At 67.1% G+C, this 15,142-nt stretch carries 11 protein-coding genes; 4 read left to right on the forward strand and 7 right to left on the reverse strand.

What is annotated here, in order from left to right:
* Positions 1-60: 60 nt before the first annotated feature.
* From AC27VE_RS03990 to AC27VE_RS04015, 6 genes are all read right to left on the reverse strand, one after another.
* A complete protein-coding gene (locus AC27VE_RS03990; RefSeq protein WP_488703091.1) occupies positions 61-1,863 on the reverse strand; it encodes an NAD(P)/FAD-dependent oxidoreductase in 1,803 nt (600 codons plus the stop codon).
* Positions 1,864-2,091: 228 nt separating this feature from the next.
* Positions 2,092-3,978: a sigma-54-dependent Fis family transcriptional regulator gene (locus tag AC27VE_RS03995; RefSeq protein ID WP_488703092.1), complete on the reverse strand. Its 1,887-nt coding sequence runs from the start codon at positions 3,976-3,978 to the stop codon at positions 2,092-2,094.
* Between the two features lie 79 nt (positions 3,979-4,057).
* Positions 4,058-4,873, reverse strand: a complete 816-nt coding sequence (locus AC27VE_RS04000; protein ID WP_488703093.1) for a PA3715 family protein — start codon at positions 4,871-4,873, stop codon at positions 4,058-4,060.
* Between the two features lie 127 nt (positions 4,874-5,000).
* On the reverse strand, positions 5,001-5,972 hold the full coding sequence (locus tag AC27VE_RS04005) for a Bug family tripartite tricarboxylate transporter substrate binding protein (RefSeq protein ID WP_488703094.1): 972 nt from the start codon (positions 5,970-5,972) through the stop codon (positions 5,001-5,003).
* Between the two features lie 51 nt (positions 5,973-6,023).
* Positions 6,024-6,809: an alpha/beta fold hydrolase gene (locus AC27VE_RS04010; RefSeq protein WP_488703095.1), complete on the reverse strand. Its 786-nt coding sequence runs from the start codon at positions 6,807-6,809 to the stop codon at positions 6,024-6,026.
* Positions 6,806-7,399: an amino acid synthesis family protein gene (locus tag AC27VE_RS04015; RefSeq protein WP_006222347.1), complete on the reverse strand. Its 594-nt coding sequence runs from the start codon at positions 7,397-7,399 to the stop codon at positions 6,806-6,808. Before AC27VE_RS04015 ends, AC27VE_RS04010 begins: the two co-directional genes overlap by 4 nt.
* Positions 7,400-7,521: 122 nt before the next feature.
* On the opposite strand from AC27VE_RS04015, the gene AC27VE_RS04020 reads away from it, so the two are divergent.
* Entirely contained in the window at positions 7,522-8,430 is a 909-nt protein-coding gene (locus AC27VE_RS04020) for a LysR family transcriptional regulator (RefSeq protein ID WP_280026703.1), read from the forward strand.
* Positions 8,431-8,459: 29 nt separating this feature from the next.
* Here AC27VE_RS04020 and AC27VE_RS04025 read toward each other — a convergent pair whose 3' ends face one another.
* Positions 8,460-9,365: a LysR substrate-binding domain-containing protein gene (locus AC27VE_RS04025; protein WP_488703096.1), complete on the reverse strand. Its 906-nt coding sequence runs from the start codon at positions 9,363-9,365 to the stop codon at positions 8,460-8,462.
* Between the two features lie 105 nt (positions 9,366-9,470).
* Between AC27VE_RS04025 and AC27VE_RS04030 the strand changes: the two genes are divergently transcribed.
* The 3 genes from AC27VE_RS04030 (at position 9,471) to AC27VE_RS04040 (ending at position 15,132) form a co-directional block, all read left to right on the forward strand.
* Positions 9,471-13,016, forward strand: coding sequence for an indolepyruvate ferredoxin oxidoreductase family protein (locus tag AC27VE_RS04030; RefSeq protein WP_488703097.1), 3,546 nt, complete (start codon positions 9,471-9,473; stop codon positions 13,014-13,016).
* A gap of 83 nt (positions 13,017-13,099) precedes the next feature.
* Positions 13,100-14,002 (forward strand): LysR substrate-binding domain-containing protein, encoded by a 903-nt coding sequence (locus AC27VE_RS04035; RefSeq protein ID WP_488703098.1) that lies wholly within the window; start codon positions 13,100-13,102, stop codon positions 14,000-14,002.
* 152 nt (positions 14,003-14,154) lie between these two features.
* Positions 14,155-15,132, forward strand: a complete 978-nt coding sequence (locus tag AC27VE_RS04040; protein WP_088590761.1) for a Bug family tripartite tricarboxylate transporter substrate binding protein — start codon at positions 14,155-14,157, stop codon at positions 15,130-15,132.
* The last annotated feature ends 10 nt before the right edge of the window (positions 15,133-15,142 follow it).

Genomic DNA, 15,142 nt, shown 5'->3' on the forward strand with positions numbered 1-15,142 from the left:
TTGGGTGGCCCGTGGGCGCAAGCGGCGGGGCGGCCGCTTGCGCCGTGCTCGGCGGGCGGGCTACCGCTTGTGATGCACCTCCTGCACGCCATAGACCTGGACGGGCAGCCCCACGTGCCGTGCCTTCAACTGCAGGGACAGGTATTGGGAATAGTGCCGGGACTGGTGCAGGTTGCCGCCGTGGAACCACAGCCCTTCCTGCTGCGTGGGCTTCCACATATTGCGCTGCTCTCCTTCCCAGGGGCCGGGGTCCTTGGTGGTGTCCGAACCCAGGCCCCAGCACTTGCCCACCTTGTCGGCCACTTCCGGGCTGATCAGGTCGGCTGCCCAGCCGTTCATCGAGCCGTAACCGGTGGCGTAGACGACCAGGTCGGCCGGCAGCGTAACGCCGTTCTTCAACACGACGGCCTCGCGCGCCAGGTGGCTGACGTCGGTGCCGGATTGCAGCTTGATGCTGCCGTCGATGATCAGGTCGCAGGCGCCCACGTCGATGTAATAGCCCGATCCGCGACGCAGGTATTTCATGAAGAGGCCGGAGCCGTCGTCGCCCCAGTCCAGCATGAAGCCCGCCTTCTCCAGCTTGCCGTAGAACTCGGCGTCGCGCTCGCGCATCTGGTCGTAGAGCGGAATCTGGAACTGCGCCATGATCTTGTAGGGCAGGGACGCGAATGTCAGGTCTGCCTTGCGGGTCGTCATGCCGTTGGCCAGCGCCTGTTCGGAATACAGCCCGCCCAGGCCGATGTCCATCAGCGTGTCCGACCGGACGATGTGGGTGGACGATCGCTGCACCATGGTGACGTTGGCGCCGCCCTCCCAGAGCGCCGCGCAGATATCGTGGGCCGAATTGTTGGCACCGATGACCACCACGTTCTTGCCCCGGTACGCGTCAGGCCCGGGGTGTTGCGACGAATGCTGCTGCTCGCCCTGGAACTCGTCCTGGCCCGGAAAGCGCGGGATGTTCGGCTTGCCCGACATGCCGGTGGCCAGCACCAGCTGCTTGGGCCGCAGCACCACGGGCTTGCCGTCGCGCAGCACCGTGACTTCCCATTCCTTTTTCTGTTCGTCGTAGCGCGCCGACTGGCAGACGCTGGAGGTCCAGTAGTTCAGCTCCATCACCTTCGTGTACATCTCCAGCCAGTCGCCGACCTTGTCCTTCGGCGCGAAGACGGGCCAGTTTTCGGGGAAGGGGATATAGGGCAGGTGGTCGTACCAGACCGGGTCGTGCAGGCACAGGGACTTGTAGCGCTTCCTCCAGCTGTCGCCGGCGCGCTCGTTCTTTTCGATGATGATGGTGGGCACGTCCAGTTGTCGCAGCCGCGCGCCCAGGGCGATGCCGCCTTGCCCGCCGCCGATGATCAGCACGTAGGGCTGCGACTTGTAGCCCAGCTCGGCCGCTTCCTGCTCGCGCTTTTCCAGCCAGGTCTGGCGGTCGCGGTCGTGGCCGTGTTCGGCGCCCTTGGGGCGGCGCGTGCCGCTGGGCTCTTCATGCCCCTTCAGTTCGGACATGGTGGTCAGCAGCGTCCAGATCTTGCCGTCTTTCACGCGGATGTGGCCATAGCCGCGTGCCAGGTTCGTGTCGATATGCAGCCAGGCTTGCAGCAGGCCCCCATCGTCGGAAACAGCCTCACGTTCGTCGCGGGTGAAGCGTACCGGCTCCACTTGCGACAGCTGCTGCGTCAGCATCTCGCGGATCTGGTCGGGGCCTTCCAGCGTGCGCAGGTTCCAGCTGAAAAGCACCAGGTCGCGCCAATAGCATTCGTCCTGGAACAGGCCGGCAACGGCATCAATCTCCTTGTTGCCCAACGCGGTGTTCAGGCGGGCGAGCACCGCGTCCAGAGCGGCATTGGCGGGGTCTGTCTGCATGTCTTGTCTCCTTGCCCGGGGCGGGCGTCGTGGTCATGGCGGATGGCTCCGTCCATTGACGCCCTGGCCTGTGCCGGCCGCTGGGGCGTCAAGACTACACATGCAAATGCCGTGCCAGCTTGCGACAGGCCGTGGCGACGGGGCGCGCGCCTGACGGCGGCGCGATGCACTGTCGCAACGCGCCACACCTGTTGCAGCAGGGTGTGGCCCCAGGCGCCGAGTTCGCGTCTAACGCGTGAGCCCGTAGCGCCGCATCTGGCGGTGGACGGTAGAGCGGTCCACACCCAGCTGCCGCGCCGCTTCCGACACATTGCCGCCGCAGCGGGCCAGCGTGGTTCGTAGCGCGGCTTCTTCCGCGCTCAGCGCCGCGCCCGCCGGGGCAAAGGTGTCCGGCAGGTCTTGCGGCGTGATGACGCCGTCTTCGCACAAGGCGGCGGCAACCGCGATGACGTTGGCCAGCTCGCGGATGTTGCCCGGCCAGGCATGCGCTTTCAGCGCCAATAGCGCCGCAGGCGATAGCACCGGCGCACCGGACTCGCCCTGATGCCGCGCCAGCATGCGGGCGATCAGCCAGTCCAGGTCCTGCCGTTCGCGCAGCGGCGGCACGGTCAGCGTGGCGGCGTTGATGCGGTAATACAGGTCTTCGCGAAAGCGGCCCTCGCGCACCAGCGCGCCCAGGTCGCGATGCGACGCGGACACCAGCGTCAGCCGCACGGCACGCGGTCCGTTGGCGCCGATGGGCGTGACTTCGGACTCCGCCAGCACGCGCAGCAAGCGGCTTTGCAGCGTCAACGGCATGTCGCCGATCTCGTCCAGGAACAAGGTGCCGCCGTCGGATTCCTCGATCAGGCCCTTGCGGCCCTTGGGGGCAGCGCCGGTGTAGGCGCCGGGCAGGTAGCCGAACAGTTCGCTTTCGATCAGGGATTCGGGAATGGCCGCGCAGTTCACGGCGACAAAGCTGCCCGGGCGGCGGCTGTCGTCGTGGATGGCGCGGGCCAGGTATTCCTTGCCCACGCCGGTTTCGCCCTGCAGCAGGATGGGCAGGCCTTGGCGCGCGAGTTTGGCGGCTCGAACTTGCAGCGCCGCCATCTTGGCATCCCCGCCGTCCAGCCCGCGCAATGCAGACGGCGTGGCGCGCACGGCGACCGTGGCGCCGCGCAGGTGACGGTTGGGTTCGATGGCGTGCGCGAACAGCGCATTGCCGTCGCGGGCGACGATCAGGCGGTCTTGTGGCGCGTGGCCGCGCGTGTAGTGCGGCAGGTCGTCCAGTTGCACATCAAAGAAGCGGGTTACGGGCTGGCCGATCAGCCCGGCAGGGCTGCGCCAGTCCAGCCCGGCTGCGCGCGCCAGCAACTTGGCGCCGGAGTGCGTCATGCCCAGAATGCGGCCGGCGCCGTCCAGCGAGATCGCCGCTTCCGGGTCCACGTCCAGAAACTCGGGTGACCGCGCAAAGCGCAGCACCCATTCATTGCGCGTGCGCGCCATCAGGTTGGCCAGTTCGATGCGGCGCGTGGTGCTGTTGACCAGGTGCAGCGCCAGATTCTGGCTGGTTTTCAGGCTGGGCGAGCTGAGCAGAGAAATATCCAGCACGGCGGCCAATTCGCCATCGGCGTTGTAGATGGGGGCAGCGGTGCAGGACAGCGGTGTGTGCGTGTTGTCGAAGTGGTCGGTCTGGTGAATAGTCAGCGCTTCGCCGGTTTCCAGGCAGGCGCCCACGGCGCAAGTGCCGGCGCGCGGTTCGGACCATTCAGACCCCAGGTACAGGCCCGCTTTGCGCAGCTTGTCGGTCTGTAACGGGTCACCCAGAAATTCCACGGTGACGCCCTGGCGGTCGGCCAGCAGCAGCACGTAGTTCTGGCCCGCCACCTGCTTGAACAGATGATCCAGCCCGCTGCGGGCAATGTTGATCAGCGCTTCGGATTGTTGGCGATGTTCGCGCAGCCGGCCGTCCGGCACGATGTAGGCTTCGCAAGCCTGGGCGGGGTCCAGCTGGTATTGATCCAGGCAGCGCAGCCAGCTGCGCACCACATGCGCGTCGCGCTGCGAGGGGCGTCCGCGGCCTACCTGTTCGATCTCGCGGATATGGGCGGAATGCAGGGATTCCTGACTAGGCATGTCGTCTCCATGTTGCGCCCGATCTGCGTCGGATCAACAAGGCAGCATGCCCAGAGACGGACCCGCTTGTAAATGGTGGTTATCCAGCGGTCTCGCTGTCTATCGAACGCAGCCCCTTGGGAATCCGATAACGCGTGCCGTCAAAGCGCAGCGTGTGGCGGGTCTTGCCCTGGCTGACGGTTTTTTCCTCGCAGCCGCCTTGCTGCACTGCGGCACGGCTGGACGAGTGCGCGTCCGTGGCAACCAAGTCGCGGTAGCCCTTGGTTTGCGCGGTGCCGATCGCCAGGCTCACCGCGCGTTCCGTGAATTTTCCCGCGCAACTGGTGTCCCACTGGCCGGACGAGTGGTTGACGATCAGGCCGTCGAGCACCAGGCGCAATTCCTTGTCTTCCACGGTGAAGAGCCGCAAGCTGGTTTCGTCCAGGGGATTGGCGCGCGAGGCGCCTTCGCGTTCGATGCGGATTCCAAATGCACGGCGGTCGGCCGTGACGTCATAGCGCGCCGTATCGAACGACAGGCTGGCGATGCGCAAGGCATCATCCGACATCAGATCAACCAGCGTGCGGCGCTGCCGCACTTGCAGCGTCTGGCGGTCCAGCACCAGCACTTCCAGATCGCCTTCGTGGCCGTTTTCGGGGTCGGGCGTGTCTTGCATCAACGGCACGGCCACGAGCAGCAAGTCGGGGTTGGCGGGCCAGGCCTTGCAGGCCACCGCGAAGGGCGCGCCGACGTCCGCGTCAGACAGCGTCACGACAGCGTGGCCTTGCTTTAAGCGGATGCGACCCTCGCGGTCGGGCTTGTCCTGGTTCTGATACACGCTGCGCACGATGTCGGCCGCCTCGGGGCAGGGGCCGCTTGCGGCGTGTGCCACACCACCCGTCAACAGGGCGGACAAGGTCAGGGCGCCGGTCAAGAAGGATAGGGGGCGGGGCATCGTAGACGGGCAGGGACGAAGAAGACCGAATTCTAATCACGCCACCCGCCGGCGTTGCGCCCCTTTCGCTACCGGCCGCTACAGATCGCTACAAGTCCACCCGCACTTTGCCTGCCTTGACCAGCCCGGCCACGTCGCGGATTTCGGACAGCAACGCCTGTTGCAACTGCTGGGGCGTGCCGCCGGTCGGCTGGAACCCCTGTTCGGCCAGCTTGGCGTGGACGGCGTCGGTTTGCAGCGCGCGATTGATGCCCTGATTCAGTGCGGCAATCGTAGCTTCGGGCGTGCCCGCCGCGCAGTAAGTGCCGAATTGAATCTGCGCATCGAAGCCGTCGTAACCGCTTTCGGCGACAGTGGGAATGTCGGGGTATTTGGTCAGGCGCTCGCGGCTGGTCACGGCCAGCACGCGCAACCGGCCGCTTTTCAAATACGGTTCGACGGCGGCAACCGTGGCCACCACCAGTTGAATCTGGCCACCCAAGAGGTCAGTCATCATGGGGCCCGTGCCGCGATACGGCACATGCAGCATGTCGATGCCGCAGGCGGCCTGCAACAGCTCGGTGGCCAGGTGTTGCGGCGTGGCGTTGCCCGGTGACCCGAACGTCAGACCCTTGGGTTCCCGTTTGGCCTGGGCCACCAGTTCCGCCAATGTCTTGGCGGGCAGGTCGCTGTTCACGGCCACCATATAGGGCGACCGCGCAATCGGGCAGACGGGCGCCAGCTGTTTCAAGACCTCCTCAGGCGGGCGGGCGTAGTAGCGCACCGACGGCACCAGCCCCGCGAACAGCAGCACGCTGCCGTCCTTGGCGCCGTTGGCGGTGTAGTCAGCGCCCAGCATGCCGCTGGCGCCGGGTTTGTTTTCGACCACGACGGACCGGTCCAGCGCGCCTTCCAGCGTGGCGGCGATGACGCGCCCCAGCACGTCGGTGCCGCCGCCCGGCGGGAACGGCACGATCACGCGCAAGGGCGCCTCGCGCGCGGCGGCAAGACGGGTCAGCGACAGGGCCGCCGGCGCCGCGGCGGCCAAGGCCAGATGCTTCAGTAGGGTTCTGCGATGCATGGGTTTGTCTCCCTCTCCGGCCCCTTTCGGGGCGTTGGCCGATCGTCTCTGTCAGGCGGACGATTCAGCGGTTGTCGGCAGTAAAAAGGCCTGCAGCGCCGCAGCCACCACGGCCGGAGCTTCCACCGGCAGCATATGCCGTTGGCCGTCCACGACGCGGGCTCGGCCGTCGGGCAGCGCACGTGCCAGGCCGCGCGTCATGCGGGCGGTGGATCCGACGTCTTCGTCGCCGGTCATGGCAAGCGCGGGGCAAGCGATATCGGGCGCGGCGTGCGCCAGGATCGGGTCGCCCTGCGCGAACAGCCGGTAAGCCGCCAGGAAATTCGCGCGGTCGTTGCGCAGCAGACGCTGGCCGATGGCCGCCACCCGCTCCGGGCGCGCGACCTGGAAGCCGGGCGTGAACCAGCGCTGCAGCGAGACCCCGGCGGCGGCTTCCACATCCTGGGTCGCGGCGGCGGCCAGGCGGGCCGTCACGGCGCGGACTTCTTCCGGCGTGCGCTGAAACACGGTGCTCAGCAACACCAGCCGGCTCACGCGTCGCGGCCGGGCCGCCGCATAAGCTCCCGCAATCAGGCCGCCCATGGAATAGCCCAGCACGTTGGCTTGCGGCCAGCCGGCCTGATCCAGTTCGGCGTCCAACTGCGCGACGAAGTCCTGCACGCGGGCCTCGCCTGGGATGCCCGGGGCCGCGCCATGGCCCAGCAGGTCATAGCGCAGCACGTCGAAATCCGGTTCCAGCAGCGGGACCAGGTCATCCCACAACGTGTGGTCCAGGCCGACGCCGTGCAACAGCACTAGCGGCGCGCCCTGGCCGGAACGGCGGCGCGGCGTGCTCATTTCGACTGCGCCTCTTGCGCCAGTTCCTGCAGGTCGGAATAGCGGTTGCCGATGCGGTGGTGCGGCCGGCCCGAGGTGGCGGCGCCCAAGGCAATCACGATCTCGTCCGGGGCCGGGGCGTCGTTGATGTTGGTCTGCACGGTCAGGTAGTGCGACCGCAGGCCTTCGTCTTGCTTGTGCATCAACGGCACCGAAATCACGCAGCCCGGTCCGCCGCGCGTGTTCGTGAAGCTGAGGTAGCTGGTGCCGCCCACGGCGTTGCGGTAGGCGTTGCCGAAGCGCAGCGTGTGGATCAGCGCCGAGGCATGTTCGACTTCGCCAGCGGTGCCCACCACGGCAGCCTTGCCGTAGGCTTCGATCTGGTCGGCGGAGCCGGCCTGGCGCAGGATCTCTGCCACCAGCAGTTCGCCCAGCGGCGGCGCGGCTTCAAGGATCTGCGGGCGCAGGTCTTCCTGGAAGGGCAGGCCGGCCCACGGATTGCGGATCACGGCGGCCGCCACGATCATGATCAGCGGCCGCTCGGCCGCCTTGCCGCCTTCAATGCAGGTCTTCTCGACGTAACTGACGATTTTTCGCACTTGCAAAGCCATTCCATTGCTCCCATGCATATGTGATGAACGATGGGTGCATTGTTGAAGCCGGCACGGAATTTTGACAATCCAAATTAACGTAAGTTAATTTCGGAAAACCTGAATTTGATTGGCCCACCGTCATGCCTCAGCCTCTGAAGATCCAACATTTGCGCCAGTTCCTGCTGGCGGCTGACCACGGCAGTTTTCGCCTGGCGGCCGAGGGCACGCACCGTTCGCAGGCGGCGGTGTCGGCCGCCATGCAGGATCTGGAGCAGCAACTGGGCGCGCCGTTGTTCGAAGCCGGCAAGCGCGCGCAGTTGACGCCGCTGGGCCATGCCGTGGCGCCGTTGTTGCGCGAATTGCTTGCCACGCACGACCGCGTGCTGGATGCGGCGCGCCAGTTGGGGCAGGGCCATACCGGGCCGGTGTCGCTGGCGGTGATGCCGTCGCTGGCGGATGAGTGGCTGCCAAAGCTGCTGGAACGCTACGCGCGCAGCCACCCGGATATCCGTATCCGTGCCGTGGACGAATCGTCGCAGGATGTGCACAGGCTGGTGTTGACGGGCGAAGTGCAGGTTGGTGTGGCCGGGCAGGTGCCGCGCACGGCGGAAGTCGCATTCACGCCCGTTGCGCGCGACGCCTTCGGGCTGGTTTGCCGCAAGGGGCATCCTTTGGCGCGCCGGCGGGGGCCGGTGCCCTGGTCGGCGCTGGACGCCGAACGGCTGATCGGAAACGCCACGTTCGACACCTTGAAGAACCGTCAGTTGGGCGGGGGCATCGACGACCCCGCGATGGTGGTGTCCAACCGCGCGTCGCTGCTGGCCAGCGTGGTCAGCGGGCTGGGGGTGACGGTGTTGCCCGTGCTGGCGCGGCCGTCCGTCGGATCAGGCCTGGCCTTTGTGCCGCTGGCCGAACCGACGGTGGAACGCATCGTCGGGGTGCTGACCCGCAAGGAGGAAACCCTGCTGCCGTCGGTGGCTGCCATGCACGCGCTGGCGTTGCAGTCGCTTGCGCAGTTCACGCGCCGCAAGGGCGCCGTGCTGGTCTAGCCGGGGTCTGGCCTTCCCGGGCCATGCGCCTACACGCCGCAGGCCACCATCATGAATTGCCGGAAGGCGTCGGCAGGCTTGGCCAGCGTGGCCCGCGGATGCCAGAGCAGCCCCGCCTCCATGGGCGGCACGGCGTCGGTGATCGGCATGGCTTCTATCTTGCGCCCTTCCAGTGACCAGGGGCGATAGACCATGTCCGACAGCATGGTGACGCCAAAGCCATGCGCCACCAACCCGCGCAGCGCCTCCATGGACCGGGTGCGCAGCGCGATGTCGGGCTGCAGACCGTGGGTGCGCCAATAGCCCAGCGTCGAGCGCTCGCCTTCATCCACTTCCAGCAGGATGTAGGGATAGCGGGCGATGTCGGCCAACGACGGCGCGGAGGCCGACAGCAGCGGATGGCTCGAGGCCGTCCAGAGTTGCCGGCGCGACCGTACCAGTACCTGATGGCCGAAACGGTCGCGCTTTTCCACGTTGGACAGCAGCGCCACGCCCAGTTCCACGTCGCCACTGGCCACCGCCGCTTCGATCTCCGGGCGGTCCAGGTCCACCAGGTCCAGCACCACCTCGGGATAGCGCCGGCGAAAGCGCGCCAGCAGGTCGGGCAGGAAATAGCCCAGCACGGTATAGGAGGCCGCGATTCGCACCGTGCCGCGCAACGCATAGCGTTGGAACCCGGGTTCGCGGATGGCGTCGTCCAGAGAATCCAGGATGTCCTGCGTGCGTCGATGAAAGTTGTGGCCTTCCGGCGTCAGCGTGACGCCATGCGGGTGGCGGTCGAACAGGCGCACGCCCAACTGCGCTTCCAGCGCCAGCACGGCATTGGTGACGGCGGACTGCGAGACATGCTCGTCGGCCGCTGCCATGGAAAACCGGCCCGTACGGGCGGCCGCCGCGAAGTAGCGCAACTGCCGCAGGGTGACGTCGTTTGCCATCTGATTTTCGAATACCTGCTACCTGAAACTATGAATATACGATAACGAGCGGCGTTCCTACACTGCGGAAAACACTCAAATCCGCACCCAGCAGGAGACAAACGCGTGAACGCCCCACTACCCCCTGGCGTGGCCGATACCCATGGCCTGACGCTCGACGACAAGTACACCCAGACGACCGGCCGCATCTACCTGAGCGGCACCCAGGCGCTTGTGCGCTTGCCGCTGTTGCAAAAGCTGCGCGACCAGCAGGCCGGCCTGAACACGGCCGGCTATGTCTCGGGCTATCGGGGTTCGCCGCTGGGCGGCCTGGATCAGGCGCTGTGGAAGGCCAAGAAGCATCTGAAGTCGCACGACGTAGTGTTCCAGCCCGGCGTGAACGAAGACCTGGCCGCGACGGCGGTGTGGGGCACGCAGCAACTGAACCTTTTCCCTGGCGCCACGCGCGATGGCGTGTTCGGCATGTGGTACGGCAAGGGGCCGGGCGTGGACCGGTCGGTGGATGTGCTCAAGCACGCCAACTCCGCGGGTTCCTCCGCCCACGGCGGCGTGCTGATGCTGGCGGGCGATGACCACGCCGCGAAATCCTCGTCCGTGGCCCACCAGTCCGAACATGTGCTGATCGCAAGCGGCATCCCGGTGCTGTACCCGTCCAACGTCCAGGAATACCTGGACTACGGGCTGCACGGCTGGGCCATGAGCCGCTACACCGGCTTGTGGGTGGCGATGAAATGCGTGACGGATGTGGTGGAATCCAGCGCCTCGGTCGACGTGGACCCGGCGCGTGTGCAGATCGTGCTGCCTGAGGACGCGCTGCCCGAAGGCGGGCTGAACATCCGCTGGCCGGATTCGCCGCTGGCGCAAGAGGCGCGGCTGTTGGACCACAAGTGGTATGCCGCGCTGGCCTATGTGCGCGCGAACAAGCTGAACCGGGTGGTGCTGGATTCGCCTCGCGCGAACTTCGGCATCATGACCGCGGGCAAGGCCTATCTGGACGTGCGGCAGGCGCTGAACGACCTGGGCCTGGACGAAGCGGCCTGTGCCGAAGCCGGCATCCGCGTCATGAAGGTCGGCTGTATCTGGCCGCTGGACGCGCAAGGCGCGCGCGAGTTCGCCACGGGCCTGAAAGAGATCCTGGTCGTCGAGGAGAAGCGCCAGATCCTGGAATACGCGCTGAAGGAAGAACTCTACAACTGGCGCGACGACGTACGTCCGCGCGTGTACGGCAAGTTCGACGAGCGCGAGCACGGCGGCGGCGAATGGTCCACGCCGCGCGGTGGCTGGCTGCTGCCGGCGCGCTACGAGCTATCGCCCGCGCTGATCGCGCGCGCCATCGCCGCGCGGCTGGACAAGGCTGATCTGTCCGATGAACTGCGCGCCCGCATCGCTGCGCGCCTGGCCGTCATCGACGCCAAGGAACGCGAAGCCGCGCGGCCCACGCTGGTGGAAGAGCGCAAGCCCTGGTTCTGTTCGGGCTGCCCGCACAATACGTCTACCCGCGTGCCGGAAGGATCGCGCGCGGTGGCCGGCATTGGCTGCCATTACATGGCCATGTGGATGAATCGCGACACCGACACCTTCAGCCAGATGGGCGGCGAGGGCGTGGCGTGGCTGGGGCAGAAGGATTTCACCAGCGAACGCCACATCTTCGCCAACCTGGGCGACGGCACCTATTTCCATTCGGGACTGCTGGCGATCCGCGCGGCGGTGGCGGCGCGCGCGTCGATCACCTACAAGATTCTCTACAACGACGCCGTCGCCATGACGGGCGGGCAACCGGTGGACGGCGTGCTGACGGTGCCGCAGATCGCGGCGCAGATGCAGGCCGAAGGGGTCGTGAAAACCGTGGTGGTCACGGACGAGCCCGACAAGTACACGGGGGCGGCGGCGCTGCCCGGCGCGATCGAGGTGCATCACCGCAAGGCGTTGGACGACGTGCAGCGTGCGCTGCGCGACATCGAAGGCACCACGGTGCTGATCTACGACCAGACCTGCGCGACCGAGAAGCGGCGTCGCCGCAAGCGCGGCGACTACCCCGACCCGCTGCGCCGCGCCTTCATCAACGACGCCGTGTGCGAAGGCTGCGGCGATTGCTCGGTCAAGTCCAACTGCTTGTCGGTTGAACCGCTGGACACGCCGCTGGGCACCAAGCGCCGCATCAACCAATCCTCATGCAACAAGGACTTTTCCTGCGTGGAAGGGTTCTGCCCCAGCTTCGTGACGGCTGAAGGCGCCGTGCTGCGCAAGCCGGCAAGGTCGGGCGCGGGCGAGTCGCCATTGCCCGACGCGCCGTTGCCGGCGCCCGCGTCCATCGCGGGGGGCGCCGCGTATCGCGTTGTGATCGCGGGCGTGGGCGGCACCGGCGTCGTCACGATCGGCGCCTTGCTGGGTGCGGCCGCCCATATCGAAGGCAAGGGCGTCACCGTGCTGGACATGGCGGGCCTGGCGCAAAAGGGCGGCGCCGTGCTCAGCCATGTGCAGCTGGCCAACCGGCCGGAAGACCTGCACGCCACCCGCGTGGCGCTGGGCGAGGCCGACCTGGTCATCGGCTGCGACGCGCTGGTGTCGGCGTCGCCCGAGGTGCTGTCGCGGTTGCGGCCGGACCATGGGCGTGCAGTGGTGAACAGTGCGGCGGCGCCGACGGCGGCATTCCTGTCGCAACCGGCCTGGCGCTTTCCCGGCGCGCAGGCGGAAGCCGCGGTTGCCGCAAGCACGGGCGGCAATTGCGACTTCCTTGACGCGGGGCCGCTGGCCGAGGCCCTGTTGGGCGACACCATCTACGCCAACCCGCTGCTGTTGGGTTACGCATGGCAAAAGGGCGGCCTGCCGCTCAGCCGCGACAGCCTGCGCCGCGCCATCGAGATCAATGGCGTCTCCGTGGACAAGAACCTGGCCGCGTTCGAACTGGGCCGGCAGGCCGCGCACCGCGGCGTCGAGGCGCTGCGTCCAAAGAAGGCCGCGCAAGTGGTGGCGTTGCCGGAATCGCTGGACGGGTTGATCCAGCGGCTGGCGGCGCACGTCGGCGCTTACCAGGACGAGGCCTACGCGGCGCGTTTCCGCGCGGCGGTGGACGCGGTGCGTGCGCGGGAATCCGCCATGCCCGAAGGGCAGCGATACGAGGTGACGCGCGCCGTGGCACGCAACCTGGCCAAGTTGATGACCTACAAGGACGAATACGAGGTGGCGCGCCTGTACACCGACCCCGCCTTCAAGGCCAAGTTGCAAGCGCAATTTGAAGGCGAACCCGGGCGCGACTATCGCGTGCGCTACTACCTGGCGCCGCCGGCCTTCGCCCGCCGCGACACGCAGGGCCGCTTGCAGAAGCGCGCGTTCGGGGCGTGGATGGGCGTGGCGTTTCGCATGCTGGCGCCGATGAAGCGGGTACGCGGCACGTGGCTGGACCTGTTCGGCAAGACCGCCGAACGCCGCATGGAACGCCAGCTGGCGGCCGACTACCTGGCGCTGTCCGCCGAGTTCTCGCAAACGCTGAATGCCGATAACCGGGAGGCCGCGTTGGAGCTGGCCAATCTGCCGGATGCGATCCGCGGATATGGGCATGTGAAGGAGAAAAGCGTGGGCCAGGCGCAGGCACGCCAGGAGGGGCTGCTGCAACGCTACCGCCACCCGCAGCAGGATTCGCTGGCGGCGTAGGAAGGCAGGGCACGGTGACGGGGATCGGCTGGTGTACGATCCCCCGTCAATGCGGATCACCCCGCGTCTCTATCCGCCCGGCCATGGAAAACCTCCTGCGCAAACTTGATCTGACCTCGCTTCGCCTGTTCGTGGCCGTTTGCCAAGAGAACAGCATCGCGCGGGCGGCCGAACGCGAGTTTATCGCGCCGTCCGCCGTCAGCCGGCGCATTGCGGAGTTGGAGTCATTGGTGGGGCTGCCGTTGATCGAGCGCCATACGCGCGGCGTGAGCGTCACGCCCGCCGGCCAGACGGTGCTGCGACATGCGCAGCAGATCATCGGCGACGTCGAGTCCATGGGGGCGGAGCTGTCGCGCTTCTATGCAGGGGTGAAGGGCAATGTGCGGGTGGTCGCCAATCTGTCGGCCATCGTGCAGTTCCTGCCCGAAGACGTGGCGGCGTTTCAACGCCTGTTTCCCGAAGTGGACATCGATCTGGAAGAGCAGCACAGCCCCGACGTGCTGCGCCTGGTGCGCGAGCGCGCCGCGGACTTCGGCATCTGCAACCGCATCGCGGGCGCTGAGGGTCTTACGCAACTGCCCTACCGGCGCGACCGGCTGGCGGTAATGCTGCCGTCGCAGCATCCCAAAGCCTCCGCGCGGCAGCTGAGCCTGCAGGATATTGCGGGCGAAACCTTTGTGGGCCTGCGCGAAAACAGCGCGCTGACACAGCTGCTGGCGGCGCAAGCCCAGGCGTTGGGCGCGACCCTGGCAGTGAAGATCCGCGTGGCCAGCCTGGATGCGCTGTGCCGCATGACGCATGCGGGCCTTGGCATCGCCGTGATGCCGCAGCAAGTTGCCGAACTCTATCTGCAATCGCTGGACGTCGTGGTGCGACCCCTGTCCGACGAGTGGGCGCGGCGGCAGCTTTGCATCGTATTCCCTGACGAAAGCCAGTTGTCGGCTACCGCGGCAACGCTGGTCAAGTTCCTGGCCCAGCAAGGCTGATCCGGCATCTCCATTCGAGATGGCTGGCTTGCCGAGACGACACTTCGGCAATCGATGCCGGCTCCTTATAGTCAAAGCGCGCCTTTGACGTGACTCGCGGGCGCAGCCCAAGCCGGGGCAGACAGACCCCGCTGCGACGATACGGAGACAACATGAACACCCCCACCAGATTCCTGGCGAGCTGTACGCTTGCATTCAGCGCCTTGCTGCCCGCGGCGTCCGCGCAGGCGGCGGGCTACCCCGACCATCCTATCCGCCTGATCGTGCCGACATCGCCGGGGTCCACCGCCGACGTCGTCGCCCGCGTGGTGGCGGAAAACCTGGGCAAGACGCTCGCGCAGCCCCTGATCGTCGAGAATCTGGCGGGCGCCGCGGGCATCCCCGGCACGCGCCAGCTGGTGGCCGCCAAGCCCGACGGCTACACGCTGGCCATCGTATCGTCCAACCACGCCATCAACCCCAGCCTGTACAAGAGCATGCCGTACGACTCGGTGAAGGACATCACGCCGATTTCGGTCATCGGCACGACGCCGCTGGTCATGGTCGTGGCCGAGAACTCGCCGTACCGCACGATCGGCGACCTGCTGGCCGCCGCCCGCGCGCAACCCGGCAAGATCAATTACGGGTCGTCGGGCAATGGCAGCGTGCTGCATCTGGCAGGGGAACTGCTGAAATCCAAAGCGGGCGTGGACATGATGCATATCCCGTACCGCGGCGGCAACGCGTTGATCACGGATGTCATGTCCGGCCAGATCCAGGTGGCGTTCCTGGCCGTGCCGTCGGTGCTGGCGCAGGTGCAGGCCGGCAAGCTGCACGCCCTGGCCGTGAGCACGCCCCAGCGCGTGGCGGCGCTGCCCGACGTGCCCACGCTGGATGAGTCCGGGGTAAAGGACTATTCGTATGACGCCTGGATCTCGCTGATCGGCCCGGCCAAGCTGCCGGCTGATCTGGTGCGAACGTTGCAGGCCGCGACCCAACGGACCATGGCTGACCCGGCCGTGCTGAAGACGCTGTCGCCGCAGGGCTTCGTGGCGCAGGGCAGCAGCACCGAACAGGCGGTGCAGACACTGAACGCGGAAATCACCAAGAGCCAGGCGCTGGTCAAGGCGGCGGCGGTGACGGCGGAATAAGGATTGGACA

The sequence above is a fragment of the Achromobacter sp. 18P8.1.1 genome, from assembly GCF_057799415.1.

Coding starts and splice junctions, on each gene's coding strand:
- AC27VE_RS03990 (WP_488703091.1), bottom strand. CDS start 1,863: ATGCAGACAGACCCCGCCAATGCCGCTCTGGACGCGGTGCTCGCCCGC.
- AC27VE_RS03995 (WP_488703092.1), bottom strand. CDS start 3,978: ATGCCTAGTCAGGAATCCCTGCATTCCGCCCATATCCGCGAGATCGAA.
- AC27VE_RS04005 (WP_488703094.1), bottom strand. CDS start 5,972: ATGCATCGCAGAACCCTACTGAAGCATCTGGCCTTGGCCGCCGCGGCG.
- AC27VE_RS04010 (WP_488703095.1), bottom strand. CDS start 6,809: ATGAGCACGCCGCGCCGCCGTTCCGGCCAGGGCGCGCCGCTAGTGCTG.
- AC27VE_RS04015 (WP_006222347.1), bottom strand. CDS start 7,399: ATGGCTTTGCAAGTGCGAAAAATCGTCAGTTACGTCGAGAAGACCTGC.
- AC27VE_RS04020 (WP_280026703.1), top strand. CDS start 7,522: ATGCCTCAGCCTCTGAAGATCCAACATTTGCGCCAGTTCCTGCTGGCG.
- AC27VE_RS04025 (WP_488703096.1), bottom strand. CDS start 9,365: ATGGCAAACGACGTCACCCTGCGGCAGTTGCGCTACTTCGCGGCGGCC.
- AC27VE_RS04035 (WP_488703098.1), top strand. CDS start 13,100: ATGGAAAACCTCCTGCGCAAACTTGATCTGACCTCGCTTCGCCTGTTC.
- AC27VE_RS04040 (WP_088590761.1), top strand. CDS start 14,155: ATGAACACCCCCACCAGATTCCTGGCGAGCTGTACGCTTGCATTCAGC.